Origin of the sequence: Nesterenkonia sedimenti, from assembly GCF_012641515.1 — a bacterium.
In the GTDB taxonomy this organism is placed as follows: domain Bacteria; phylum Actinomycetota; class Actinomycetes; order Actinomycetales; family Micrococcaceae; genus Nesterenkonia; species Nesterenkonia sedimenti.
Genome location: NZ_JABAHY010000001.1, coordinates 484376 through 508824 on the forward strand (window position 1 = coordinate 484376; position 24449 = coordinate 508824).

Here is a 24449-nt window from a genome sequence, read left to right on the forward strand (position 1 = left end):
ATCACTGTGGCTCAGCGTGGCACCGATGCGAATGCGTCGCGGTACTCGGCTAGGAAGGTCGCGATACCGTCGATGGCCTCCTCCAGCTCATCCACTGCTGGCAGGGTCACCAGGCGGAAATGCTGGTCATCGATCCAGTTGAAGGCCCGTCCGTGGGAGACCAGGATCTTCTGCTGACGCAGCAGTTCCATCACGAACGCCTCGTCATTCTCGATGGGATAGATCCCCGGATCCAGGCGTGGGAAGAGGTACATCGCCCCGTCCATCTGGGTGACTTCCACCCCTTCGATCTCGCGCAGACGATCATAGGCGACCTGTCGCTGCTCATAGAGGCGTCCGCCCGGTTGGATGAACTCCTCGATGGACTGATACCCGCCCAGGGCCGTCTGGACTGCATGCTGCCCGGGGACATTGGGGCACATGCGGAGGTTCGACATCAGCTGCAGGCCCTCGAGGTAGTTCTTGGCCCGGTACTTAGGCCCGGAGATGTACATCCAGCCGGACCGGTAGCCGGCGACTCGCCAGGTCTTGGACAGTCCGGAGTAGGTAATGGTGAAGACATCTTCGGCCAGAGTGCAGGCGTTGATCATCTCGGCGTCGTCGTAGGTGATCTTCTCGTAGATCTCATCGGCCAGCAGCATGAGGTTATGCCGCCGGGCGATATCCACCATTGCCTCGAGGATCTCCCGCGGATAGACCGCCCCGGTGGGGTTATTGGGGTTAATGATCACCAGGGCTTTGGTCCGGTCGGTGACCTTAGCCTCGACCTCTTCGGGGTCCGGCCACCAGTTGTTCTGCTCATCGCAGATGTAGTGCACCGGGATCCCCTGGTAGAGGGAGGTCAGTCCAGTCCACAGGGGGTAGTCCGGGGCGGGGATCAGGATCTCGTCCCCCGGGTTGATCAGGGCTTGGAGGGTGATCGTGATCAGTTCGGAGACTCCATTGCCGAGATAGACATCCTCAACGGCGGCGTCCTTCATCCCCTTGGTCTGGTAGTACTGCGCCACGGCCGTGCGCGCCGAGTAGATACCGGCGGAGTCGGAGTAGCCCTGGGCTGTGGGGAGGTGCTTGATCATGTCCATCATGATCGAGTCCGGGGCCTCGAATCCGAAGGGGGCCATATTGCCGATATTCAACTTGGTGATCCGGTGGCCGGCCCGCTCCAGGCGGGCGGCTTCTACGGCAATAGGTCCGCGGACGTCATAGCGGACATTGCGCAGTTTATGCGCCTGAGTGAAGTCCTCGAATTCCTCCATGACAAGATTCTGCCCCATTAAGGCGATTGTCAACAATCCTCATGGTTAGCCCCAGTCATCAGGTTCGGCCAGCAGCCCCTCTTCGACCAGCCAATAGACCGCCGCATCCTCCGGGGAGAGGCCGTTCTCCCCTTCGATCAGCCGGCGCAGGGTCAGCAGTGAGTCCTCATCGAGGGCTTCAGAGATTTCGACGACGACTTCAGGGACTTCATCGGCGATCTCCGAGGAGACCACCGGTGCGTACTGGTCCTGTGGGAAGCCCCGGCTGGCATCAGAGAAGGTGATCAGGGAGTGATCTGCCGCGGCCGGATGGGACAGGGTCATCAGGGCTGCATCGATCTCGGCGGTGATCAGCAGCTGGACCAGCTCCTCCTCGGAGCCGGTCTGCATTTCGGCCGGCACACAGTCATAGACCTCGGCGAGCTGATCGGCGGCATCGGTGAGCTCCTCGTTCAGCCCCATCCGCAGCTCCCCGCAGTGCGGAGCGAAGTCCTCGGCATCCTCATCCTCTCCGCCGAGTTCGAACTCCTCAGCAGTGATGGAGGTGATGTGGAAGCCCTGCCCCAGCACCCCCGCTGTGGGTTCGAGCAGCTCGGCAGCATCCATCCGGGACTCAATGAGTTCGGTCAGCTCCTCCGGGGACGCCGCAGGGGTGTACTCCACCTCGGAGGCGGTGATGGTGTCGGAATACGCACTGGGATCCAGGGCCTCGGCCAGCGGCATAGTGCGAGCCACAACCATCTCGTACCGATCCTCGGAGTCATCCTCGGCCAGCTGTTGCCCGCGGGCCAGGGCGACGGCGAGGTCCACGGCTGATTCCTCGGCCTCGGTGACCACTGTGGGCACCTCATGGGAGTTCAGCGCGATGGCGTAGACCTGAGCGATAGTGGCATCTAGCTGGTTCTCCCCCACCGCGATCCGCCAGGCCTGCTCCAGATCATCGCCGGTGGGCTCCGGTGCAGGTGGTGGTGGGCTCGAGCAGCCGGTGATCAGCATGGCCGCTGTGAGCACAGCTGCACCCGACCGTTGAGCAAAAGTCATGAGGAATATTCTACGTCCGCGCTACCCTAGGGGGGATGAAGGGCGAATCTGCTGACCTCTCCGTCGAGATCCCCGGCTCGGCGCCGCTGAATAGGCGGCTGCAATCGCTGCTGCGTAGTACCGGGCCCAGTCAGCCCCGAGCGGAGACCGCCCGAGGCTGGGTGGACCTCGCCTATGAAGCAGCCTATGGGGAACGTTACGCCGCCGCAGCCGAGGCTGCCCGGCAGGGTCTGACTGCCCCCGGGGCCAAGGACCCCGAGAACCGGCTGATGCTGCTGCGGATCCTCTCCGGTGTCTATGAGATGCGTGGGGAGTCTGAACGTTCGGCCCCGTTCCTGCGGCAGCGGGTCGATCTGCTGCGCCGGCTGGGCCGGATGCGCCAGGCCGATGTCGAGGACCGGCTGGGTCCTATGCTGCTGCGTGAGCCCGATCGGGTCGAAGCCGAGATCCTCGCCCGGTTGGCAGAGGAGCTCGACGACGGCTCAGGCCCCAGTGTTGAACGCGCCGATGTGCTCTCCTCTCTGGCGGTGCGCCGGCTGCATGATGAGGGCCCGGATGCGGCCCTGCCGCTGATCGGTGAGGCCTGCGAGATCCTGGAGCAGCTGGACCGGCGTCAGGCCCTGGCCGGGGCTCGGATGTTCCTGGCTCATACCCAATTGCTGACCGAAGACCCCGATGCCGCCCTGGTCACCGCAGATAAGGTGCTCTCCGGGGAGTCCAACAGGGCCATCCGGGGTGCGATGTCGATGCTGCGTGCCACCATTCATCACCAGGCCGAGCGTCCCACTGAGGCAGTGGCCGATGCGATGCAGTCCACTGAGCTCTACTCGGCCTGTGCAGTCCGCAAGGGAGCAGCCTCTGCGGCTGCCCTATTGGCCGGAATCACCTCCAGTCTGAACCAGTCCGAGGTGGCCGTGCTGGCCTGGCGGGTGGCCGTCCAGCAGGCAGAGCTCGGTGAGTTCCCGGAATCGCGGATGCTCTCCCTGGCTCTGGGGCAACAGCTTTTGGAGATGGAGGACCACGCAGAAGCCGAGAAGGTCCTCGATGCGCTGTCCCTCCGGCTGGCCGGGGCCGAGGATGAGCATTCCACCCGCGGCCGGGCCCTGATGGGTCTGGGCCATGCCGTGACCCAGCAGAAACGCCCCCTGGAGGCGATGTCCCATTGGGATGAGGCTGCCCAACAGTTCCTGGCCGCCCAGGAGCTGGATGAGGCAGCCCGGGCGCATCTGGCCGCCGGGGCCTTGGCGGCCTCCCTGGACCGGGTGGACAGCGCCCGGCACCACTATGAACGGGGCCTAAAGCTAGCCGATCAGGGTGAGGACACCGATCCCCTGATGCTGCTGCAGGCCCTGCACTCACTGGGTCATCTGCTCTGCCGTCATGAGGAGGAGGCGGGACTGCAGTACCTGGAGCGGGCCCTTGCGGTGGCCAATGAGCACGGCACAGATTGGCAGCAGGCGGATATCACCGATACCAAGGCGCGTTCTCTGACTGCGCTGGGCCGCGGAAGCGAGGCGGTCTCCACTGCCCTGGCGGCAGCGGATCTCTTCACCGAGGCCGGTGATGAGGAGGCTGCAGCCGATGCCGAGATCTTTGCGGCAACTGTTCTGCTGCAGTCGAATCAGGCCAAGGAGGCCGAGCTGGTCTTCCGGATGGCGGCCGAGAGCCGGGAGATTTCCTTACCCCTGCTGATCACCATTCTTGAGGGCCGGATAGAAGCCCTGCGTGATCTCGGCGGTGAGGATGCCGCCGTTGAGCTGGAGGGCGAATTGGAGGCTGCTAAAGCACAGCTGGCCAGTGAGGAAGATCCCCAGCGGGAGGGGTGAGCCCCAGCAGCACCTCAGCGCAGCGCAGCCGGTGTTCGGCCGCCGGTTCCCATCCGGTGCGGCGGGCATCGCGTGCTCCGGCCACCAGGGACAGTGCCACTGAGGCTGACCGGATCCGTAGGCTTTCGGGGTCCACTCCCTCAGCGAATACCCGGGCGAACCGGTCGAAGCCGGCCGGGGCATGGACATACCGGGAGTCCACTGCCGGCAGTACTGCCAGGTGTCCCAGGAAGCAGGCGAGGTCATCGACCCGATGGCCCGGGCCCAGGGAGTCCACATCCAGCAGGCAGGAGACCTTTGAGCCTCGGATGAGCACATTGGCCTCGTAGAAGTCCCCGTGGGTGGGCACAACCGGCCCGCGGTCGGTGACCGGAATTCCGGCCAGGATCTCCTCCTCCAACCGCCGGATTCGGCGTTGGCAGTCCGGCAGGGCCGCCACCGCCGCCGAGGCATAGGCCGGCAGCCGGTCCGTCCACGCATCCCTGGCCGGTAGAGCCATGACATCTGCGGGCATGGCATCGAGCAGATCCACAAAGTCCTGTGGTCTGACGGTGGCACCGCCATCGGCCAGGAAATATTCGGCCAGGGATACGCCCTGCCCCTGATGCAGGGCGACGACGTCGTCGACGGGTTCTTTCACCGGCACCGGGGCGGGGATTCCAGCATCCAGCAGCAGCCGGTGGCGGGCATCGAGCTCTTCAGCCCGACCGGTGCGCAGAACCTTGAGATAGACCCGGGCGCCGTCGTCGAAATCTGCTGCGATCACCGCACGCCGCAGGGGCCGGTAGCTGATGGTCTCCAGGCCGGTCAGCCTGCGGCCCCCGCCCCAGATCCGGACTACCTCTGCGGGGTCGGTGGCCCGCTGCAGACCCGGCAGTGCGGGGTCATAGGGATGCTGCCAGAGGGTCAGCTGGCCCTGGGGCGAATCAGCGCTCAGCGCGGTTTCCGAGCGGTGGCGCAGCCTTTCGGTGGTGATGCCGACATAGGCCTCATCGATTCCGCCGGGCAGGGCAACACGGTAGATGCCGGTGACCCCGGCGCCGGGACGGTGCTGGACCGATTCGAGGTGGATACCCTCAGCGGTGATCCCGGAGGTCCTCTGCAGGGCCGCGGCGATATGCGGCTGAACGAGGTCAGCCTGTTGAAGATAGCTCAGCTGGGAATTCTCGTCCTGGGTGGTGGCCACCGGCTGAGCCTTGAGCTGCTCAGGCACGGCGTCGGCTGAGCACCGCGTCCAGGTCCATGGACGGCTCTGCCGGTGCGGCAGCCGGCTGCTTGAGTTTGACCTCTTCCTTCCTCCGTTTGGCCTCGGCCTCCTGCTCGGCGGACTCCTCGGCTTCTGCGGGGCTGGTCTCGACCTGCACCTCGGGTGTGCTGCGTTCGGCCTTCTCGGCGACCATGTACTTCGCCTGCGGCACCTCGCGGGGCTCCCATTTCTCGCCCTTGTCGGCACTGTCGCCCTGGTCGAACAGCGAGGCATCGACCTTCGGGGCCTGGGAGCCGAAGAGCCGCTCGGGGTTATCAGCCAGTCCGTCCTCATCGGTGCGGACCAGAGAATCGGGTCCACCGACCCCGGTACGGTCCTGGGTCATCGCATCGAAGGGAGCCTTCTTCGGCGCCGGGGCCTCGGCCTCGGGGGTGCGCTGGGGTTCCGGCTGGGTCTCGATGGCCTCCTGGAAGGCGCGTTCGATCCGCTGGCGGCGCTTATGCCGGCGCCGTACTGCGGCAGTGACCTGCAGGCTCACCAGAGCGGCGAGGAATACGGCCCCGCTCCACAGGGGAACCGCCCAGGTGATGGCGGTGGTGAACGGGACCAGCAGGGCGCCGCCGACTGCGGCGATGAGCGCCAAGAGCCCGACCACTGCGAGGAAGGTACGCCCCCAGTAGATCTGGAAGCCGTCGTTGGCTTGTGTCGTTTTCCTAGCGGTGCTCATAGTTGTCCCTTGCTGTACACGTCTGCGTGCTGCCCGGGCCTGGCGCGTGCTCAGACCGGGTTTCTGCGCGTCTGCTGCCTTCTGAGGCAGCCGTTGGGCTCTCAGTACCAGCGCCGCCAGGAAGAGCCCGGCGACCAGAACGATGAGGACCGAAGAGTGAATGGGCAGGGTGGGGATCATGTCGACGAATCCGGCTGTTGTTAGCCAGAGGCCCAACGTCATGAACGTCTCCACCTGCCCTCGATCAACCCGATGGCTGATGCTTGCTTCGGCTCCGTCCTGGTTCGACGGGGGTGCCGCTGATTGTTCTAGGGTATCCGATGCTCCCGGCTCAGCTTCGACATATACACGAACCTCTGTGACATGGGGTTCCATTGTCGGCAAGAATGGAGGTCATGACTGCTTCCGCACCCGCTAAACGCTTTGCCCCGGACCGTGTTGCGATTATCGGAGGTGGACCTGGTGGATATGAGGCCGCCATGGTCGCCGCGGATGCCGGGGCGGAGGTCACGATCATCGAGGAGAAGGGCCTGGGCGGTTCAGCGGTGCTGACCGATGTGGTGCCCTCCAAGACTCTGATCGCCACGGCCGATGCCATGCGGCGGGTCAATGCCTCCACTGCCTTTGGAGTCCGCTTCGGCGAAGGCGGAGGCGATAAATATGAGACTGAGGCCTGGGCGGATTTCGGTCGGGTCAATGAGCGTCTGCTGAAGCTGGCGAAGACCCAGTCCCAGGACATCCACGCCTCCCTGGAGGCCATCGGGGTCAAGATCATCTCCGGGCGGGGGCGACTGGCCCCGCCGCATCATGTTGATGTCACCGATTCCGCCGGTGAGACCTTCCGGGTCGAGGCCGATGCGGTCATCCTGGCCACCGGCGCCCATCCCCGCGAGCTGCCCTCGGCAAAGCCCGATGGCGAGCGGATCCTGAACTGGACCCAGGCCTATAACCTCACCGAGGTGCCCGAACATATGATCGTGGTCGGCTCCGGTGTCACCGGCGCGGAGTTCGCCTCCGCCTACCGCCGCCTGGGCGCAGAGGTCACCCTGGTCTCTTCCCGTGACCAGGTGCTGCCCGGCGAGGACGCCGATGCGGCCACCGTGCTGGAGAACTCCTTCAAACGAGTGGGGGTCAAAGTCGCCGCCCGGGCCCGGGCCGAATCCGCCGAACGCACCGAGAACGGGGTGCGGGTCACCCTCAGTGATGGCCGTGTTCTGAACGGCTCACACTGCCTGATGGCAGTGGGCGGGGTGCCCAATACCGGCGATCTCGGCCTCGAGGAATGCGGTGTGGAGACCACCCAGTCCGGTCATATCCGGGTCGATACTGTCTCCCGCACCACCGCCACCAATATCTATGCCGCCGGCGACTGCACCGGGATGCTTCCGCTGGCCTCTGTGGCGGCCATGCAGGGCCGGATTGCCGTGGCCCATATGCAGGGCGGGGCGGTCAAACCCCTGCAGCTGCACCGGGTGGCATCCAATGTCTTCACCTCCCCGGAGATCGCCACTGTGGGCGTCACCCAGGCCCAGGTGGACTCCGGGAAGTACCAGGCCGATGTGGTGAAGCTGAATCTGACCACCAACCCGCGGGCGAAGATGATGAATATCCGCGAAGGTTTCGTCAAAATCTTTGCCCGCCGCGGCTCCGGCACGGTGATCGGCGCCGTCGTCGTCGCCCCGCGTGCCTCTGAGCTGATCTACTCACTGGCCCTGGCGGTGACTCATAAACTCCATGTGGACGATGTCGCCTCCACCTTCACCGTCTATCCCTCACTGACCGGTTCGGTGGCCGAGGCGGCGCGGCGGCTGCACCTGCATGTGATGGAGCCGACGGACGAGTAATCTTACTGGCATGAGCACCAAGGACCCTGCCTCCGCACCCAATCAGCAGGCTCAGCAGGCCGCAGAAGCCCTGCTCTCAGCCGCCGGCGTGGACCGGATCGATATCGCCTGCACTCTCGGCTCCGGCTGGGGTGAGGCCGCTGGCCAGATCGGCGAGCAGATCGCCGAGATCCCTGCCGAGACCATCCCGGGATTCCACACCTCCCCGGTCCCCGGGCACAGCGGGGTCCTGAAAGTCATCCGCTGTCAGGACAAATATGTGCTGGTCATCGGTGCCCGCACCCATTACTACGAGGGCCGTGGCGTTGAAGCCGTCGCCCATGGGGTGCGCACAGCCTCTGCCACCGGGGCTAAGCAGGTGTTCCTGACCAATGGCTGCGGCGGGCTGAACCGGGACTGGGCGCCCGGCACCCCGGTGCTGATCTCCGATCACATCAATCTCACCGCGGCATCGCCACTGACCGGGGCGCATTTCGTGGATCTCACCGATCTCTACTCCCCCAGGCTGCGCGAGCTGGCCCGGGAGATCGACCCCAGCCTGGATGAGGGTGTCTACGCCCAGCTGCCGGGACCGCATTATGAGAGCCCCGCAGAGATCCGGTACCTCAAGACCATCGGCGCCGATCTGGTGGGCATGTCCACCGCTTTAGAGGCAATCGCCGCCCGGGCCGCCGGGATGGAGGTCTTCGGGATCTCACTGGTGACCAATCTCGCCGCCGGGATCTCACCTGAGCCGCTGTCCCATCAGGAGGTCATCGAGGCAGGCCAGGCCGCTGCCCCGCGGATCGCCGGGCTGCTGGCCGGGGTCATCAAGCGCACAGCAGAGGAGAGCTGAGAATGTCGCATACCGATCTGCTGAGCACTGTCCAGCGCTGGATCGATCTGGATCCCGATCCCAGTACCCGTGCCGAGCTCAGCGAACTGCTCTCTGATGCTCGCTCCGGTGAGCAGAATGCCTATGACACCTTGGAGCGGCTTTTCGCCGGTCGTCTGGCCTTCGGCACCGCGGGCCTGCGCGCGGAGCTGGGGCCTGGTCCGCTGCGGATGAATCGTCTGGTGGTTCGCCAGACTGCTGTGGGACTGCTGAAATACGCCACTGCGACGTTGGAGGGGGCCACCGCGAAGGTGGACAATCCCCAGGATGTTCAGGCTGCTGGCGCACGCCGGATCGTGATCGGATTCGACGCCAGGTACCAGTCCGATGAGTTCGCCTATGAGACTGCGGAGATCTTCCGCGATGCCGGCTGGGCGGTCCATCTCTTCGACCGCCCCGGCCCCACTCCCCTGCTGGCCCGACAGGTGCTGGTCCAGGATGCCGAGGTCGGAGTGATGGTCACCGCCAGTCACAATCCGCCCCGGGACAACGGTTATAAGGTCTACCTCGGCGGGGAGCTCTCCCGGTTCCTTGAGCCCGATGGGCTGGGCGTGGGTGCCCAGATCGTCTCCCCGGTGGATAAGGAGATCGCAGCCACTATCGCTGAGGTGGTGGCCGAGGATTTCGCTCCCGATGCCCCCGCCCCGGCGGCGGTTCCCGCTCCGGAGGTGCCGACCCCCTCGGGTGTTCAGATCATCGGTGAGGATGCCCGCCAGAGCTACCAGCGTGAGGCCCTGCAGCTGCTGGACCCGCAGAGCTATCCGCATCGAGATCTCAGCATCGTCTATACCGCGATGCATGGTGTCGGCGGTGCGGCGGCGACCGATCTGCTCTATGCGGCAGGCTTCGCCGATGTTATCCCGGTCGAGGAGCAGTTCGCACCGGATCCGGCATTCCCCACCGCGGATTTCCCGAACCCCGAGGAAGCTGGGGCCCTGGAACTGGCGCTGCGGACCGCCCGGGAGCATGACGCCGACCTCGTACTGGCCAATGACCCCGATGCTGACCGGCTCTCAGCTGCGGTCTATGACGCCGCCGCCGATGACTGGCGTCAGCTCTCCGGTGATGAGATCGGCGCCCTGCTGGGCCGGCATATCATCGAGCGCGGTCCGCTGCGCACCGGCTGGCAGAACCAGCCAGGTGACACAACCCCAGTAATCGGCAATTCCGTGGTCTCCTCCCGCCTGCTGGGCAAACTGGCCGCCGGCCGCGGCGTCGGGCATGAGGAAACACTGACCGGGTTCAAATGGTTGGCTCGAGTGCCGAATCTGGTCTTCGGCTATGAGGAGGCCATCGGCTTCGATGTCGATCCCGTCCATGTCCGGGATAAGGATGGGGTCTCGGCTGCGCTGATCTTCAGCGAGCTCATGGCCGATCTGAAGGCCAAGGGCAAGACTGCTATCGGAGCCCTGGATGAGATCGCCGCGGAGGCCGGGGTGCATGTCACCGGTCAGCTGACCATCCGGGTTGATGATCTCTCTCAGCTGGGGCAGATCACTGCGGCCCTGCGGAAGAACCCACCGACGGAGATCGCAGGCGACGTCGTCGTGGATTCTCTGGACCTCTCCACTGCTGGACTGCCGGGTAAGGAGTTCACCGAGGCGAAGTCCACTGATGCGCTGATCTTCCTGACTGCCGGCGGTCACCGGGTGATCGTACGGCCCTCGGGCACTGAGCCGAAGGTCAAATGCTATCTGGAGGCTGTTGCCGAACCGGCCTCGGCTGCACCGAATGCGGTGGCAGCAGCCCGTGAAACTGCGGAGTCGACCCTCAGCGATCTCCGTGCCGCAATGCAGAATATCCTCGCCTGATCACCACAACCGACGAAAAGGACACTGCGCTGATGACCACTGCGCCCACACCGGCGGAGATCGCCGGGATGATCGACCATACGGTGCTCAAACCCGATACCGATGAGCCCACGGTGCGCCGGGTCATCAATGAGGCTGTGGAGCACCGTTTCGCCTCGGTCTGCATCAACCCGAAGTGGGTCTCTCTGACTGCTGAGCAGCTGGCCGGCACCGGGGTGCGCACCTGCACTGTGGTGGGCTTCCCATTGGGGGCGACGACGACCGCACAGAAGGTCACCGAAGCCCAGGAGGCCATAGCCGAGGGCGCCGATGAGATCGATATGGTCGTCGATATCGCCGATGCCAATACCCTGGCCGCTGATGCCGTCCAGGGTCAGATCGCTGCCATTGCTGCCGCCACCCATGCCGGTGGGGCGATTCTGAAGGTGATCCTGGAGACCGCCCTGCTCAGCGAGGAGGCCAAGCGGCTGGTCTGCCAGGCAGCAGAGGCCGCCGGTGCCGATTTCGTGAAGACCTCCACCGGTTTCGCCGGCGGTGGGGCCACTGTGGAGGACATCGCCCTGATGCATCAGGAGGTAGGCGGCCGCTTGGGCATCAAAGCCTCAGGAGGCGTGCGTACCTACCAGGATGCGGTGGCGGTGATCAACGCCGGTGCCACCCGCATCGGAGCAAGCTCCTCACTTGATATTGTGGGGGTAGGAAATCCAAGCTCAGACGGCGGTTACTGACTCGCCGCTGCAGTCCGTACGACTTTATAGAGGGATCACATGATTGACGCTCAGGGCAATGTCAAGGCCTACTCCGGTCAGGGCCGTTTTCTCGGCAACTTCGTTGCTTTCCTGTTTGTATTCGGCCTGCTTCTGGGCTCGATGGTGATTCTGAACTTCTGGGATCTGGATAACGCTTGGTGGCCCGGCCTGGCCTTCCTGGGTCTGTACACCGGCGCTTTCCTGGTGGCCAAGGAGGTCATCGGCCGCTCCGACACACTGGATCAGCAGGACCTCCACGGTGAGCACGGCGAGCCCCTGGACGCCATGAACTCCCGTGAGGCGGAGTCCCAGGCTCCCCGCGGTGAGCGCAAAGCCACCGCCCAGTCCCGTTACTGAGCGTTTCGCCCCTGACGGGGCCTACTGCTTGAACAGGGCCTCGTAGACCTGGCCCAACCATTCCAGCAGTGGCCCGTCAGTGAGGTCCTCCCCGCCGATCTTCTTGGTGGTGGGCTTAGTCAGCAGCACCTGTTTCATCGCAGCCTTATGTTGCCCGCTGTACATCCGCTCCATGCGCAGCTGACGTGATTCGGCCAGCTCTTCGACCGGACCGAACCGGATGAACTTGCCCTGAACTCCGACATCGGTGATGCCCACTGCCCGCATGCGGTTGCGGAACCTGGAGACTTCCACGAGGTTCTTCACCGGTTCGGGCAGTTCGCCGTAGCGGTCACTCCACTCAGCCACGACCTCATCGACCTTCTCATCGGTATCGGCTGCGGCCAGCTTCCGGTAGCCCTCCAGGCGGAGGGGTTCACTGGGCACGTATTCGGCCGGGAGGTGAGCGTTGATCGGCAGTTCGATCTTGACCTCCTCGGGGTGGGTGTCCTCCTCGCCCCGGTAGTCCGCCACAGCCTCGCCGACCATCCGCAGATAGAGATCGAAGCCGACTCCTTCGATATGTCCGGACTGTTCTCCGCCCAGGAGGTTTCCGGCTCCCCGGAGCTGGAGGTCCTTTTTGGCCAGCTGAAATCCGGCGCCGAGTTCGTTATGCGCTGCGACCGCTTTGAGCCGTTCCAGGGCGTCCTCGCCCAGGGGTTTCTCCGCGGGGTACAGAAAGTAGGCATAGGCCCGTTCCCGGGACCGGCCGACTCGTCCACGCAGCTGGTGCAGCTGGGAGAGCCCGAAGGCACTGGCCTTGTCCACGATCAGGGTATTGGCGTTGGAGATATCGAGGCCGGTTTCGATGATGGTGGTTGAGACCAGCACATCGAAGCGGCGTTCCCAGAAGTCGTTGACGATGCGTTCCAGCTGGGTCTCCCCCATCTGGCCGTGGGCGACCTCCACCCGGGCCTCGGGGACCAGTTCACGCACCCGTGCGGCGACCCTATCGATATCGGCGACTCGGTTGTGCACGTAGAAGACTTGGCCTTCTCGCATGAGCTCGCGCCGGATGGCAGCCGAGATCTGTTTATCGGTATAGGGGCCCACATAGGTGAGCACCGGGTGGCGCTCCTCCGGTGGGGTGTTCAGCTCGGAGGTCTCCCGGATCCCGGCCAGGGACATCTCCAGGGTCCTGGGGATGGGGGTGGCGGTCATGGCCAGCACATCCACATTGGTCCGCATCTTCTTCAGCTGTTCCTTGTGCTCGACGCCGAAGCGCTGCTCCTCGTCGATGATCACCAGGCCGAGGTCCTTGAACTGAACCTCTTTGCTCAGCAGACGGTGGGTTCCGATGACGACGTCGATAGTCCCCTCTTTGAGACCGTTGAGGACATCCTTGGACTCCTTGGCGGTCTGGAACCGGGAGAGCGCCCGGACTCGGACGGGGAATCCGGCATAGCGTTCGGTGAAGGTCTCATAGTGCTGGGAGACCAGCAGTGTGGTGGGCACCAGGACCGCAACCTGTTTGCCGTCCTGGACTGCTTTGAAGGCTGCCCGGATGGCGATTTCGGTTTTGCCGAAGCCCACATCCCCGGAGATGAGCCGGTCCATGGGGACCTCGGCTTCCATATCCCGTTTGACCTCGTCCATGGCCGAGAGCTGGTCGGGGGTCTCCACATAGGGGAAGGCGTCCTCGAGCTCGGACTGCCAGGGGGTGTCGGTCTGGTAGGAGTGGCCGCGGGATGCCATCCGGGCCGCATAGAGCCGGATGAGCTCGGCGGCGATCTCCTTGACCGCTTTACGGGCTTTGCGTTTGGTGGCTGCCCAGTCGGAGCCGCCCATTTTGGAGAGTTTGGGGGCATCCCCGCCGACGTACTGGGAGACCTGGTCCAGCTGGTCGGTGGGGATCATCAGCCGGTCCTTGGGTGCCCCGCGTTTGGAGGAGGCGTATTCCAGGACCATGTATTCGCGCATTCCGGCGGTCCCGGCGCGGATGGACTGCGGGGATCCCACCGGACGCTGGATGAGTTCGACGAACTGGCCGATGCCGTGCTGTTCGTGGACCACATAGTCCCCCTTGGCCAGGGAGAGCGGGTCCACGGGGTTCTTCTTCCGGCGGGTGGCGCGTTTCTTCCCGGCCCGGGAGTCCTGCCGGATGGAGCGGCCCAGCATCTCGGATTCGGTCAGCAGGGCGAGTTGCAGGGAGTCCACCCCGAAGCCCTCGGCCACATTGGCAGTGGTGACGGTGATCTTCCCGGCGGCCGGGGCGTCGTCGAGGGTTTCTGCCAGCTCGTGGGGGACGTTGTGCTCTTCGAGCAGTTCACCCACGCGGATGGCTGAGCCGGAGCCGGCGGTGGTGACCACAACGGACCACTTATCGGCAGCGCGCTGGGCGAGGAATTCCATGACCTGTTCCACTGATCCCCGGTACCCGATGGGTTCCCGGGAGTCGATGGAGATGATATCGGCATCCTGTTCGAGGTCCTCGTCCAGGCCCAGGGAGGTGATCGACCACCAGCCGGTGCCGTTCTCCAGGGAGGATTCGCGGGTTTCGGTCAGGGACGCGAAGGCCCCGGATTCCAGGGAGGATTTTTCCTGCGCGGTGACATCGATAGGGGCTGAGGCGCCGTCGGAGCTTGCCTGCCAGGCGGCGGCGAGGAACTCCTCATTGGTGGCGGCCAGGTCATGGGCGCGGGTGCGGACCTTCTCGGGTTCCACCACCACGGCCAGGGAGCCTTCGGGCAGTTGGGAGACCAGCGGGACCATCCGCTCGGCCAGCACGGGGGCCAGGGATTCCATCCCTTCCACGGCCTGGTGCTGGCTGATCTTCTCCAGCATGTCCACCGCATGGGGCATGGTGGCCATCAGCTCTTTGGCCTTGGCGGCGATCTCATCGGTGATCAGCAGTTCGCGGCAGGGTACGGCGTGAACGGTGGTGGGGGCATCATCGGTCTCGATGGAGAGCTGGTCGGCCACGGCGAAGTGCCGCATCTGTTCGACCTCGTCACCGAAGAACTCCACACGTACCGGATGGGTCTCATTGGGTGGGAAGACATCGAGGATGCCGCCACGGACGGCGAACTCGCCGCGCCGGGTGACCATATCCACCCGGGAGTAGGCGGCTGCGGCCAGTCGGGTGACGACCTCATCGAATTCGTAGAACTCACCGGTGGACAGGCTGACCGGTTCGAGGTCACCGAGACCTTCGACCAGCGGCTGGATGACCGCCCGGATGGGGGCGACGACGATATCGAGTCCACCGGCATCTTCAGGATGGGCCAGCTGCCGCAGGATTCCCAGCCGGCGCCCGACTGTATCCGAGCGTGGGGAGAGCCGTTCATGCGGGAGGGTCTCCCAGGAGGGGAAGTGTCCGACCCGTGCCTGTGGGGCGTAGCAGCTGAGCGCTGATTCCAGCTCATCGGCTTCGCGATCGGTTGCGGTGATCGCCAGGGTGACGGCCTGACTGTGGTGTTTGCGCAGGTTCTCGGTGATCTCGGCCAGCAGCGCACCGCGCAGCCCCGAGGTAGCAGCGATCTGCACCTCATCGGTGCGTTCAGCTGCAGGGTGGCCCGCCGCAGATGCCACTCGGGCATACGACGACGCCTCCGCCAATGCGGCTCGCAGACCTTTCAGAGACACAAGAACACCTCACCACAGAACTGAAGGGGAGAAAATAGACCTCCCCTACATTACCGGAGATAACCCTGGGAGTAGGCTGCGGCAACTGCTGCAGCGCGGTCCTTGACCCCGAGCTTTGTATAGGCATGTATGAGATGGGTCTTCACTGTGGCCTCACTGATGAACAGTTCTTTAGCTGTTTCTCGATTGGTCAGCCCTGAGAGGTCCGATGGGTTGCGCTGGGGGTCCAGTCCGCAGACGGTGACGGAGCCGCTGTCGGGGCTCCGCAGCCCGGAGATGCACTCGACTGTGGTGGTCTTTCCAGCACCGTTCGGTCCGAGGATGCCGAAGATCTCGCCTTTGCTCGCGCTGAAGCTCACATCGTCCACGGCCGTGTGCCCGCCATAGCGTTTGGTGAGGTTTTTGATGTTGAGGATCGTCATATATCCAGACTGTCGCTCCCAGCACGAGGGCACATCGACGATCTGGGTGGAACTGGACAGCCCTTCGGCTGAGTCACATATCCACCGATCGGTGGATGCGGGGTATGCTCCACAACGTGATCTCTCCCACTGGACGGCCGTGGTTGGATGAGCTGGCCTCGGCCACTGAACAGTTTCGGGCGGTTATCGCCTCAGCAGAGAACCACGACGCCCTGAGCACCCCAGTTGCTGCCTGCCCGGGGTGGGATCTGCAAGAGCTGGCGATTCACGTGGGACGGACGCATCTGTGGGCCACTCAGATCCTGGCCGGGGCGGATCCCCGCGATCGGCCACAGGATAATCCCAAGGGTCCATTGGCGCCCTGGTATGCCGGCATAGCGGAGAATCTGCGGCATGCCCTGGCCGAGGCAGGTCCCCATGCACCCTGCTGGACACTGGTGAAGGAGCAGCGCACGGCCTTGTTCTGGCAGCGTCGGCAGGTACATGAGACCTTGGTGCATCTCTGGGATGCCCGCTCTGCCCTGAGCCAACAGACAGAGTTCGACAAAGCCCTGGCCTTTGACGGCATCGCCGAGATCCGCGATGTCATGTATCCGCGTATGCTCCGCGCCGGCCGGGTGGATCCACTGCCGGTGAGCCTCGCAATATCAGCGACCGATCTCGAGGCTGAGCTCGTGGTGATCGGCGAGGCCCCGGAGGAGGCTGTCTTAGAGGGACCAGCCGCGGAGCTTCTGCTTCTGCTCTGGCACCGACTCCCCTGGGACGATACTTACGGGGATCAGCGAGCTGCCGATCTCGTTGCTCAAGCATTGGTGCCCTGATGGCCCTCCACCGCCCCCAGTTGGACCTGCGTGAGCCCAGGCATCTGGTGCCTGGCACCAGCAGTGAGCTGCTAGGCGAGGCCGAGGGGCTGAGCTTCGAGGGTCAGGAGTTGGTCGGTGAGGACATCAGCGGGGGCAGCTTTGTTGAATGCTCACTGCAGAACCTCTATGTCATGGATTCTGATCTCTCGGCGGTGACCATTGCTGAGACTTGGATCCGCGGGTTGAATGCCCCGCATCTGTCAGCTCCTCGCTCCTCCTGGCGGGATGTACTGCTGACCGGCTCCCGGATTGGTGCTGCTGACCTCTATGACGGTGTCCTGGATTCGGTGCATATCCAGGGCTCTAAATTGGACCTGGTGAATCTCCGTGGGGCCAAGCTGTCCGATGTCGTCTTCGAAAACTGCACTATCGGGGAACTTGATCTCGCCGGCTGCAGCGCCAAGCGGGTGCAGTTCATCGGCTGTCAGGTGGAGACCTTTGCAGCGACACAGGCCAGTTTCGCCCATGTTGATCTCACCGGCGCCGAGCTGAGCAGGATTATCGGTATTGATTCGCTTCGAGGTGCTGTGATCAGTCCGATGCAGCTGAGCGAACTGGCCCCGAGTCTCGCTGAGCATCTGGGGCTGACCGTTCTGGAGGACATCTAAAAGGCAATGTCCGATTTCCGCTGGACAAGCCACCGGGCAGGCGGTGGGATGGGAGTATGCAGGCACAGGCGGCACTGACCGAGGATCCGGATTTCACCCGGCGGTATCGTGCTGTGAAGTCTCGAGATCCCCGGTTTGATGGCCAGCTGTTCTTGGCGGTCTCAACCACCGGTATCTACTGCCGACCCTCCTGTCCGGCGCGAACCCCGAAACCGGAGAATGTCACTTTCTACACCACCTCGGCGGCTGCCCATGAGGCCGGCTACCGCGCGTGCAAACGGTGTCTGCCCGATGCGACCCCAGGCTCCCCGGAGTGGAATCTTCGCCAGGATCTCGCCGGCCGGGCCATGCGGCTGATCCGTGAGGGTGTGATGAACCAGGGCGGGGTCGAGGCGCTGAGCACACGATTGGGCTACACCAGCAGGCACCTGCACCGGATTCTGCGCGCGGAATTGGGTGCCGGTCCCCTGGCACTGGCTCGGGCACAGCGGGCGCATACCGCCCGGGCCTTATTGAGCACCACGGAGCTGTCAGTATCGGATGTGGCTTTCGCCGCGGGGTTCTCCTCGGTGCGCCAGTTCAATGCCACCGTCCGTGAGGTCTTCGACTGCTCTCCCTCACAGATCCGCAGCCGCACCCAGCACCTTGAGGTCACTGCGCAGCAGGCCCCGGATACTCCTCTGGTCTTGACTCTGGACTTGCCCGTCCGGCAGCCCTTTGATGCTCCCGGGGTTTTCCGCTTCCTGGCCGAGCGGGCGATAGATGGAGTGGAGGCCGCAGAGCTCAGAGCGCGCTATCTACGTTTTGCTCGGACCGTACACCTGCCACAGGGGCCTGGAGCGTTGGAGGTCACCGCGCAGCTGGTGGAGGGAGAGTGGCTGCCCCGGCTGTCCTGTGAGCTCAGTTCCCTGGCCGATGTGCCCTCCGCAGTGGCTGCCGCGCGCAGGCTCCTGGACCTCGATGCTGATCCGCTCGGGATTGATTCCGCCCTGTCCGAGGACCCTGTCCTGCAGCCGCGAGTATCCGCGGTTCGAGGAATCCGGCTGCCAGGCACAGTTGAGCCTCAGGAGTATCTGGTCCGGGCTATTGTCGGTCAGCAGATCTCGGTCTCAGCGGCCCGGGCTCATCTCTGCCGTCTGGCGGGGCTCTTGGGGACGCCTTATGAGTCCAGGATTGCGGGGCTGAGCAGGCTGTTCCCCTCCCCCGCTGAGATCCTGGCGGGTGTGCCGGAGCCTGTTTCGGGGCAAACCCCTGACCCCCAGCGGCCGCTGAGGCTGCCGGCACGGTCGGTGAAGACAATCAGGACCGCATGCGCAGCCCTGGTGGAGGGGCAGTTGGATATGCACAGTGGTCGTGAGCCTGCTGCGATGCGTGAAGAGTTGAAATCAATGCCGGGTATCGGTGAGTGGACGGCTGCTTATCTGTCGCTGCGCCTGCTCGGGGATCCCGATGTGTGGATGACCGGAGATGTTGCACTGATCGCCGGTGCCAAGAAGCTGGGCCTGATCCCAGATGACCTCCTCAAGGCGGCTGCCCACCGGGAACTTGCTGAGACTGCCAACCGCTGGTCGCCCTGGCGGTCCTATGCCGCTATGCACCTATGGGCTGCTGCATCTGCCCAGAAGGAAGGACCTCACCCATGACAAGTCTGTATACCTCCCAGATGGATACCCCTGATGGGGCCTTCAGCATTGTGACCGATGAATCGGCGGTATTAGCCTCGGGGTGGACCGAGGATGTCGACCTCCTCATCTCGCTGGTCCACCCATCCCTGCGGGGCACAGCAGTGGATTCAGAGGGCCCCCGGGTCTTGGCGGAGGCGCAGGATGCAGTGACCGTCTATTACGACGGCGACCACTGGGCTCCGATGCGCGTTGCAGTGCATCAGCAGTCGGGGCCGTTTCGGCAGCATGCTTGGGAGGTGCTGCGTGAGGTCGAGCCGGGAGCTCCAGATACGTATGCGGAGTATGCCGCACGGTCGGGGAACCCGGGTGCTGTACGTGCGGCGGCAGGGGCCTGCGCGAAGAATGCTGCTGCCCTGTTCGTGCCGTGTCATCGGGTGATCCGGACAGGCGGCTCCCTGGGTGGGTTCCGCTATGGATTGCGGATCAAGGAAAGCCTGTTGAAACGGGAGTCGCGCTCTTAGGCACCTCAAGGTAGCCATGGGACTTCATCTTGTGGTGGCGTCTGCACAGTGCCCAGAGGTTTGAGGCGGTGGTTGCCCCAGCCCGCTCGAAGGGGATTTGGTGGTCGAGATCGCTGCGTTCGGCCGAGACCACGCATCCGGGTGCCTGACATGTTCCGTCTCGGAAGATGATGGCATCGCGGAGGCTGTCCGGTGGGAACCGGCCGTTGTAGACGACGCTGAGGATGTCTCGTTCTGCTTCTTTGGGGTTGGGTCGTGTTCCTGCGGTGTACCACTGGTGTTCGGCGGCGGGGTCCGCAGCTAGCTTTCGGAACTCTGGGGCGGGGAGGACCCATGACCTATCGGCGCCGATGGCCGGCTCATTGGATTCTCCGGTCAGGGTTTCCTCTGGGACCATCACGCAGATCTTTGCCGAAATGGGCACGCCATAGCAGTGCCCGTCTCGCAGCCAGGCGCTGAAGAGGTCGGCCTCTCGCTGCTGCAGGGTTCGCTCATCGGTCTGATCACCATAGAGCAGAGGGTCGTGGCCCTGATAGCGACCGTCGTGGTCGATATCCCGCGATGGGGGTTCTGCCACGGGCTGGTGGGGAGCCAAGGGGTCGGTCAGGGTCTCTGCAGCAGCCGGTGGCGGCGGAACTTCACAGTCTTTGGGTCTGGCCCGGTCCATGGATCGGGCTGCTGCACGGAGTTTCTTGGCAATGGCCTCTGCTTCTGGGGTGGGCAGCAGAGCTTGAATGAGGCTGACACCGTCTTCACCGTGGCGGACGCTCACGTACCGGTCTTGGACGGCTTTCTCGACCTGGGCTTCGAAGAGTTCGATATCCAGTGTGGGGATTTTACGTTTCAGCCAGCGCTTGAGTTCCGCAGGGGTCTTCCCTGGGGCGATCTCGGCTACATCTGTGTCCAGGATTTCCAGGAGGTCGGGGCGGTCTTCGATGGGTCTGATGGCTGATCCGAGAGTACAGAGTTTTTCCCGGTCCACGGCACCGGAGGTGAAGAGTCCCCAGAAGATGGGCATTGTGTCGCGGATGAGTTTCGCCTCGGTGAGCAGGCCGGCGGCGGTGTATTCACTCATCTCCAGGATGAAGGAGGCGTCTTTGACTGCTGCTTGCTCGGCAACCAGTTGCGCAAAGGCATTCTCCTTCTCAGCTTCCTTACTGCAGTGCTCCCAGTAGGCCAATAATTGAGCGACCTGCTCAGCACAGCGACGCCGGAATTCAACACCTGTATTCCAAGCAGCGGCAAGCTGTGGCTCAACCATAAGAGAGGCCACACGCTCCGGCACTTTGGGCCGGTTCTGCCGCTGTTTATCTTTCATACTTGCCACACTAACCAGGGGCCCGGACATGCCGATATTCCTTCTGATCCGGCAGGCCGAACTGCTCCAGCAGCGGTGATCAAGCCACGTCTTGAAAGAGGGTTATCTGCAGTCCCGCGGGCGCTTCGAGCCGGGAGTTCAGGGAGCCCCAGGGAGTCAGCGTTGGTTCTGCGGTGAGCTGCGCCCCGGCTGCTGTGGCCTGCTGTGTGTGGATTGCGGCGTCGTCGACCTCAAAGGCCACTCGCAGTCTCGCACTGGGCTGGCCCTGGGCTTCTACTGAGTCGATCATCCGCACCTGTTCGGTATTGGCCAGCTCCAGGGTGGCGCGTCCGGCGTCGAGGATCCCTACCCGTGCATCACCGTCACCCTCGTAGGCGGCCTCTTCGGGCAGCCGCAGCACGTCTCGGTAGAAGGTCAGGGCTGATTCGAAGTCCTCGGCGTGGACGACCAGGCGCAGTTGACGCACCGGGGAAGTGTTCTGTGGTGGTGTGTTGTTGTTCTCCATAACCCAGAGGCTAGAACCTGACATTGGTGTGAGGGGCAAGAGGCCATGCGCATTGGAGAGTTGGCGGATCGAACGGGTGCAAGCGTTCGTTCTCTGCGGTACTACGAGGAGCGTGGGCTGATCGCTGCCCAACGCAGTTCCACCGGTCAGCGGCTGTTCGCAGAGGACTCCGTCCAGCGAGTGCGGCTGATCCGCGGTCTACTCTCGGCCGGGTTGGGCACCGAGGCCATCTCTGATGTGCTGCCGTGCCTCAGCGAACCAGCCACTCAGACCTCAGAGCTGACTAGGCGGTTGATCCAGGAGCATGATCGGCTGGTGGAGGAGATCCGTCAGCGGGAGACCATGCGCTGTGCCCTGCAGCAGATCATCGATGAGTCCCCACCTCTGGGCGCGACAGACATACAGTGAGACTATGAACGAGCTGCCTGCTGTGGCCCGCGACCTTGCTGGCGGGGACGCCATCGAGCCGGTCTGGCACAACGAGCTTGGCGGGGTCACGTTCAAACTCTCCGGCGGTGAGGGTGTCCGTTACCTCAAGTGGCAGCGCTATTCGGGGCTGAGCTCTATCCACCGCAGCCACGTGAACCTCAAGGCAGAGGCAGACCGCCTGTCCTGGGCGGGACAGTTCATATCCGTGCCCGAGGTTCTACAAGTTGGCGACGACGATGAGGCTGCATGGCTGCTGACCACGGGGATCCAAGCGCTGCCTGCTGTCCATCCACGCTGGCAGGCCGAGCCGGAGACTGCCGTACGTGCCATCGCTTCAGGTCTGCGGCAACTGCACAACACCCTGCCTGTGGACGAATGCCCCTTCCAGGGCAGCTGGGCGGAGGCGGAGGGGGTCGACCTTCCAGAGCCGGAGAAACTCGTGGTCTGTCACGGCGATCCCTGCGTGCCGAATACTCTGGTACATACCGATGGAGGCTTCGCTGCCCATGTGGATCTGGGACAGCTTGGCGTTGCAGACCGCTGGGCGGATCTGGCGATCGCCACCTACAGCATCAGCTGGCAGATCAACTTCGGCCGCAGCTACGATGACCTCTTCTTCGCCACCTACGGGGTGGAGCCAGACGAGGAACGCATCGCCTTCTACCGAAACCTCTGGGATGCGAGTTAGCTGAGGCCGCCCAGCTCCTGCTCGACTCGCTTGACCTTCTCAGTGAGCTGGTTGGTGTGGCCGGGGCGGATATCAGCCTTGATGACCAGGGAGGTGCGTGGGGCGGTTTCGGCGACCACGTCAGTGGCTCGTTTGATCACCTCGAAGACCTCATCCCACTCGCCTTCCAGAATGGTGAACATCGAGTTCAGCTCATACGGAAGCCCGGAGTCCTTGACGACCTTCACTGCGGCAGCCACGGCCTTGGTGACGGAGCCGTCGTCGCTGTCAGTACTGCTGGGTGCAACGGAGAACGCTACTAACATGCCCCCAGGCTACGCCTGAGCTGGGGTTATGTGAACAGCCCACTCCCTATGGATTAGCCCCCGTCATCAGGGTCTTCAAACATTTGGCAACCTCGTCATATGCCGGCAGAGATTCAGCACCGTAGGTGACAGCCCGGAGCATGAAGCCATCGAGGACAGGCGAGAGCAATTCCGCCTCTTCGGCGGGGATACCGGCTGTCGCCAAGAGGGCAGCCAGTTCTTCACTGAGTCGACGGTTAGCTGCTGCAGTCTCTTCGGGACGAGCAAACTGCAGGTGATACCGGGCGGTCTGCACAGTCCGCATAGGCTCCTGGGCGCTACGAAAGACGAGTTCCGTCAACATTTCAGAGAGATCAGCACTTCGCGGGATCTTCGCCCACTGACTGCGGTCGGCCTCCTCCATATGGTCCACAAGTGCCCCCATGAGGTCATCCCGTCGGCTGAAGAGGTTCGCAGTACTTCCCAGCGGCAGACCGGCTGCCTTATCCACGGCACGGTGGGTGAGCCCCCGTGGGCCCTGGGCACCTAGGACACGGATAGCGGCATCAAGAATTTCCTCACGACGCGAAGGCATGCCCCCATAGTCGCACAACATCCGTTGTACGTAAACAACAAGTGTTGTACATTTTCGATATGACCACTGTTCACATCGTCGGAGGTGGCGTCTCCGGGTTGGCGCTGGCCAGCTGCCTTCCGACCGACTGGGATGTTCATCTTCATGAGGCCCAGTGGCAGACCCGTCAGGTGCCGACTCTCTTCGGCCTGCATAAAGGTGGCCAGGAGGCACTTCGGGCCCTGAGCATCTACACAGTGTGGTGCGGAGTCATTTCTGGGGGACCGCCTCCGCGCCACGCCCCTTGGGCGTCACTGTTATCCGCGGGATCATCCGCGAGGAGATCGAAATAAATGCGTTGGAGGAGATCTGGCGACCGGATGGGCTCTTAGGAGTCACACCACATCCAGATGGGGGCGCCAATTGGTTCGCCACCGTCCCTCAGACGAGATTCGACAGCCCAGCTCAAGCCCTCGAGGCCCTGCACCAGCGCTGGAAGGATCATTCGGAGCTTCCTCAGACTGTTCTACGCTTCGCCTCGCCGGAGCACACCCTGGTCAACGATCTTTGGGAGTCCCGCTGGCCCCGCCGGCTGAACCGGAGGAATGCTGTACTGCTAGGCGATGCGGCACATGCAATGTCTCCGAATCTGGGCCGTGGAGCCAATGAGTCGCTGATCGATGCGGTCACGCTCGGCTCGGCCCTGAGCGGGACTCCGCTGAGCCTCCGCCGGGCAATCAGGCAGTATCAACGACGACGCAGCCTGCCGCCGCATATGATCCGCATCGCTTCCAGGGTGATGCTGAGACTTGCCTCTACTTCTCGTGAGGGCCTGCGCGATGCTCTGTTCTGGAGAGCCAGTCGGTAAGGTCGGCACTCAGCTGGTTGGGGGCATCGAGTTGGATGATGTGGCCGGCGTCGTCGACCTCGGTGAGGGTTGAATGGGGAATGAGCTCATGGAGTCTGCGAGCGCGGTCGGCCGGGATCCAAGTGTCCTCGGTGCCCCAAATGATATGCACGGGCTCGTAGATGGCATCCAGTCGGTCTTCAACCTCCTGGGTGTAGCGCTCATCGGCCTGGGCGATCTGCCTGTAGAAGGCTGACTGTCCAGCCTCAAGCCAAGGGCTCACCAGCATCTCGAGCTCTGCTGGGGTGAGTCCCCGGTGGCTGGCGGTCTGGATATAGGCCTCGACTGCTCCGCGGTGCACTGCTGCCGGCAACTGGGTGAAGACCTCGGCATGGTCTTTGACCAGATTGAAGAAGGCTGATCCCCATGGGCGGAGTGCCACGACATCC

At 63.8% G+C, this 24449-nt stretch carries 24 protein-coding genes; 13 read left to right on the plus strand and 11 right to left on the minus strand.

Going from position 1 to position 24449, the window contains the following annotated elements:
- Window positions 1–11: 11 nt before the first annotated feature.
- Together HGQ17_RS02405 and HGQ17_RS02410 are read right to left on the minus strand one after the other, a co-directional pair.
- On the minus strand, window positions 12–1256 hold the full coding sequence (locus HGQ17_RS02405; protein WP_168886471.1) for a pyridoxal phosphate-dependent aminotransferase: 1245 nt from the start codon (window positions 1254–1256) through the stop codon (window positions 12–14).
- 45 nt (window positions 1257–1301) lie between these two features.
- Window positions 1302–2297, minus strand: coding sequence for a glycine betaine ABC transporter substrate-binding protein (locus HGQ17_RS02410; protein WP_168886344.1), 996 nt, complete (start codon window positions 2295–2297; stop codon window positions 1302–1304).
- Window positions 2298–2332: 35 nt separating this feature from the next.
- Here HGQ17_RS02410 and HGQ17_RS02415 point away from each other — a divergent pair, with 35 nt between their 5' ends.
- The gene (locus tag HGQ17_RS02415; protein ID WP_168886345.1) at window positions 2333–4123 is read left to right on the plus strand and encodes a hypothetical protein; all 1791 of its coding nucleotides are present in this window, start codon (window positions 2333–2335) and stop codon (window positions 4121–4123) included.
- On the opposite strand, the gene HGQ17_RS02420 is transcribed toward HGQ17_RS02415, so the two are convergent.
- Window positions 4077–5336 (minus strand): aminoglycoside phosphotransferase/kinase family protein, encoded by a 1260-nt coding sequence (locus tag HGQ17_RS02420; RefSeq protein ID WP_168886346.1) that lies wholly within the window; start codon window positions 5334–5336, stop codon window positions 4077–4079. The two genes, HGQ17_RS02415 and HGQ17_RS02420, sit on opposite strands and share 47 nt — an antisense overlap.
- The gene (locus HGQ17_RS02425) at window positions 5329–6279 is read right to left on the minus strand and encodes a hypothetical protein (protein ID WP_168886347.1); all 951 of its coding nucleotides are present in this window, start codon (window positions 6277–6279) and stop codon (window positions 5329–5331) included. The genes HGQ17_RS02420 and HGQ17_RS02425 overlap by 8 nt, the downstream gene beginning before the upstream one ends.
- Before the next feature lie 173 nt (window positions 6280–6452).
- Here HGQ17_RS02425 and HGQ17_RS02430 point away from each other — a divergent pair, with 173 nt between their 5' ends.
- From HGQ17_RS02430 to HGQ17_RS02450, 5 genes are read left to right on the plus strand one after another with little or no spacing between them, the layout of a single operon-like run.
- Window positions 6453–7901 carry an NAD(P)H-quinone dehydrogenase gene (locus HGQ17_RS02430; RefSeq protein WP_168886348.1) on the plus strand — a complete coding sequence of 483 codons (1449 nt, stop codon included), beginning with the start codon at window positions 6453–6455 and terminating at the stop codon, window positions 7899–7901.
- Window positions 7902–7911: 10 nt separating this feature from the next.
- Entirely contained in the window at window positions 7912–8736 is an 825-nt protein-coding gene (locus tag HGQ17_RS02435; protein WP_168886349.1) for a purine-nucleoside phosphorylase, read from the plus strand.
- A gap of 2 nt (window positions 8737–8738) precedes the next feature.
- On the plus strand, window positions 8739–10586 hold the full coding sequence (locus HGQ17_RS02440) for a phospho-sugar mutase (protein ID WP_168886350.1): 1848 nt from the start codon (window positions 8739–8741) through the stop codon (window positions 10584–10586).
- Between the two features lie 32 nt (window positions 10587–10618).
- Window positions 10619–11314 (plus strand): deoxyribose-phosphate aldolase, encoded by a 696-nt coding sequence (gene deoC / locus HGQ17_RS02445; RefSeq protein WP_168886351.1) that lies wholly within the window; start codon window positions 10619–10621, stop codon window positions 11312–11314.
- 39 nt (window positions 11315–11353) lie between these two features.
- Window positions 11354–11692, plus strand: a complete 339-nt coding sequence (locus HGQ17_RS02450; RefSeq protein WP_168886352.1) for a hypothetical protein — start codon at window positions 11354–11356, stop codon at window positions 11690–11692.
- Between the two features lie 21 nt (window positions 11693–11713).
- On the opposite strand, the gene mfd is transcribed toward HGQ17_RS02450, so the two are convergent.
- Both mfd and HGQ17_RS15650 read right to left on the minus strand, forming a co-directional pair.
- On the minus strand, window positions 11714–15316 hold the full coding sequence (mfd, locus tag HGQ17_RS02455) for a transcription-repair coupling factor (RefSeq protein ID WP_168886353.1): 3603 nt from the start codon (window positions 15314–15316) through the stop codon (window positions 11714–11716).
- Between the two features lie 50 nt (window positions 15317–15366).
- On the minus strand, window positions 15367–15738 hold the full coding sequence (locus HGQ17_RS15650; protein ID WP_168886354.1) for an ATP-binding cassette domain-containing protein: 372 nt from the start codon (window positions 15736–15738) through the stop codon (window positions 15367–15369).
- Between the two features lie 116 nt (window positions 15739–15854).
- Here HGQ17_RS15650 and HGQ17_RS02465 point away from each other — a divergent pair, with 116 nt between their 5' ends.
- From HGQ17_RS02465 to HGQ17_RS02480, 4 genes are read left to right on the plus strand one after another with little or no spacing between them, the layout of a single operon-like run.
- Window positions 15855–16559, plus strand: a complete 705-nt coding sequence (locus HGQ17_RS02465) for a maleylpyruvate isomerase family mycothiol-dependent enzyme (RefSeq protein WP_168886355.1) — start codon at window positions 15855–15857, stop codon at window positions 16557–16559.
- Complete coding sequence (locus tag HGQ17_RS02470) at window positions 16559–17209, plus strand: pentapeptide repeat-containing protein (protein WP_168886356.1); 651 nt, start codon at window positions 16559–16561, stop codon at window positions 17207–17209. Before HGQ17_RS02465 ends, HGQ17_RS02470 begins: the two co-directional genes overlap by 1 nt.
- Before the next feature lie 56 nt (window positions 17210–17265).
- Window positions 17266–18852 carry a DNA-3-methyladenine glycosylase 2 family protein gene (locus HGQ17_RS02475; protein ID WP_168886357.1) on the plus strand — a complete coding sequence of 529 codons (1587 nt, stop codon included), beginning with the start codon at window positions 17266–17268 and terminating at the stop codon, window positions 18850–18852.
- Window positions 18849–19355: a methylated-DNA--[protein]-cysteine S-methyltransferase gene (locus HGQ17_RS02480; RefSeq protein ID WP_168886358.1), complete on the plus strand. Its 507-nt coding sequence runs from the start codon at window positions 18849–18851 to the stop codon at window positions 19353–19355. Before HGQ17_RS02475 ends, HGQ17_RS02480 begins: the two co-directional genes overlap by 4 nt.
- Here HGQ17_RS02480 and HGQ17_RS02485 read toward each other — a convergent pair.
- Complete coding sequence (locus HGQ17_RS02485) at window positions 19318–20673, minus strand: HNH endonuclease signature motif containing protein (RefSeq protein WP_168886359.1); 1356 nt, start codon at window positions 20671–20673, stop codon at window positions 19318–19320. The genes HGQ17_RS02480 and HGQ17_RS02485 overlap by 38 nt on opposite strands.
- Window positions 20674–20752: 79 nt before the next feature.
- On the minus strand, window positions 20753–21178 hold the full coding sequence (locus HGQ17_RS02490; RefSeq protein ID WP_168886360.1) for a VOC family protein: 426 nt from the start codon (window positions 21176–21178) through the stop codon (window positions 20753–20755).
- 45 nt (window positions 21179–21223) lie between these two features.
- Here HGQ17_RS02490 and HGQ17_RS02495 point away from each other — a divergent pair, with 45 nt between their 5' ends.
- Together HGQ17_RS02495 and HGQ17_RS02500 are read left to right on the plus strand one after the other, a co-directional pair.
- The gene (locus HGQ17_RS02495) at window positions 21224–21586 is read left to right on the plus strand and encodes a MerR family transcriptional regulator (RefSeq protein ID WP_168886361.1); all 363 of its coding nucleotides are present in this window, start codon (window positions 21224–21226) and stop codon (window positions 21584–21586) included.
- A 4-nt stretch (window positions 21587–21590) separates the two neighbouring features.
- Window positions 21591–22295 carry an aminoglycoside 3'-phosphotransferase gene (locus tag HGQ17_RS02500; protein WP_168886362.1) on the plus strand — a complete coding sequence of 235 codons (705 nt, stop codon included), beginning with the start codon at window positions 21591–21593 and terminating at the stop codon, window positions 22293–22295.
- Here the strand turns inward: HGQ17_RS02500 and HGQ17_RS02505 are convergent.
- Both HGQ17_RS02505 and HGQ17_RS02510 read right to left on the minus strand, forming a co-directional pair.
- Window positions 22292–22600, minus strand: coding sequence for an MTH1187 family thiamine-binding protein (locus tag HGQ17_RS02505; RefSeq protein WP_168886363.1), 309 nt, complete (start codon window positions 22598–22600; stop codon window positions 22292–22294). The two genes, HGQ17_RS02500 and HGQ17_RS02505, sit on opposite strands and share 4 nt — an antisense overlap.
- Window positions 22601–22646: 46 nt before the next feature.
- Window positions 22647–23174: a TetR/AcrR family transcriptional regulator gene (locus tag HGQ17_RS02510; RefSeq protein WP_168886364.1), complete on the minus strand. Its 528-nt coding sequence runs from the start codon at window positions 23172–23174 to the stop codon at window positions 22647–22649.
- Window positions 23175–23457: 283 nt separating this feature from the next.
- Here HGQ17_RS02510 and HGQ17_RS02515 point away from each other — a divergent pair, with 283 nt between their 5' ends.
- Window positions 23458–24021: an FAD-dependent monooxygenase gene (locus HGQ17_RS02515; protein WP_168886365.1), complete on the plus strand. Its 564-nt coding sequence runs from the start codon at window positions 23458–23460 to the stop codon at window positions 24019–24021.
- Here the strand turns inward: HGQ17_RS02515 and HGQ17_RS14970 are convergent.
- The gene (locus HGQ17_RS14970; protein ID WP_324615163.1) at window positions 23969–24442 is read right to left on the minus strand and encodes an alpha/beta fold hydrolase; all 474 of its coding nucleotides are present in this window, start codon (window positions 24440–24442) and stop codon (window positions 23969–23971) included. The genes HGQ17_RS02515 and HGQ17_RS14970 overlap by 53 nt on opposite strands.
- Between the last annotated feature and the right edge of the window lie 7 nt (window positions 24443–24449).

Coding starts and splice junctions, on each gene's coding strand:
- HGQ17_RS02405 (WP_168886471.1), bottom strand. CDS start 1,256: ATGGAGGAATTCGAGGACTTCACTCAGGCGCATAAACTGCGCAATGTC.
- HGQ17_RS02410 (WP_168886344.1), bottom strand. CDS start 2,297: ATGACTTTTGCTCAACGGTCGGGTGCAGCTGTGCTCACAGCGGCCATG.
- HGQ17_RS02415 (WP_168886345.1), top strand. CDS start 2,333: ATGAAGGGCGAATCTGCTGACCTCTCCGTCGAGATCCCCGGCTCGGCG.
- HGQ17_RS02425 (WP_168886347.1), bottom strand. CDS start 6,279: ATGACGTTGGGCCTCTGGCTAACAACAGCCGGATTCGTCGACATGATC.
- HGQ17_RS02430 (WP_168886348.1), top strand. CDS start 6,453: ATGACTGCTTCCGCACCCGCTAAACGCTTTGCCCCGGACCGTGTTGCG.
- HGQ17_RS02435 (WP_168886349.1), top strand. CDS start 7,912: ATGAGCACCAAGGACCCTGCCTCCGCACCCAATCAGCAGGCTCAGCAG.
- HGQ17_RS02440 (WP_168886350.1), top strand. CDS start 8,739: ATGTCGCATACCGATCTGCTGAGCACTGTCCAGCGCTGGATCGATCTG.
- deoC (WP_168886351.1), top strand. CDS start 10,619: ATGACCACTGCGCCCACACCGGCGGAGATCGCCGGGATGATCGACCAT.
- HGQ17_RS02450 (WP_168886352.1), top strand. CDS start 11,354: ATGATTGACGCTCAGGGCAATGTCAAGGCCTACTCCGGTCAGGGCCGT.
- HGQ17_RS15650 (WP_168886354.1), bottom strand. CDS start 15,738: ATGACGATCCTCAACATCAAAAACCTCACCAAACGCTATGGCGGGCAC.
- HGQ17_RS02470 (WP_168886356.1), top strand. CDS start 16,559: ATGGCCCTCCACCGCCCCCAGTTGGACCTGCGTGAGCCCAGGCATCTG.
- HGQ17_RS02475 (WP_168886357.1), top strand. CDS start 17,266: ATGCAGGCACAGGCGGCACTGACCGAGGATCCGGATTTCACCCGGCGG.
- HGQ17_RS02480 (WP_168886358.1), top strand. CDS start 18,849: ATGACAAGTCTGTATACCTCCCAGATGGATACCCCTGATGGGGCCTTC.
- HGQ17_RS02485 (WP_168886359.1), bottom strand. CDS start 20,673: ATGAAAGATAAACAGCGGCAGAACCGGCCCAAAGTGCCGGAGCGTGTG.
- HGQ17_RS02490 (WP_168886360.1), bottom strand. CDS start 21,178: ATGGAGAACAACAACACACCACCACAGAACACTTCCCCGGTGCGTCAA.
- HGQ17_RS02495 (WP_168886361.1), top strand. CDS start 21,224: ATGCGCATTGGAGAGTTGGCGGATCGAACGGGTGCAAGCGTTCGTTCT.
- HGQ17_RS02500 (WP_168886362.1), top strand. CDS start 21,591: ATGAACGAGCTGCCTGCTGTGGCCCGCGACCTTGCTGGCGGGGACGCC.
- HGQ17_RS02505 (WP_168886363.1), bottom strand. CDS start 22,600: ATGTTAGTAGCGTTCTCCGTTGCACCCAGCAGTACTGACAGCGACGAC.
- HGQ17_RS02510 (WP_168886364.1), bottom strand. CDS start 23,174: ATGCCTTCGCGTCGTGAGGAAATTCTTGATGCCGCTATCCGTGTCCTA.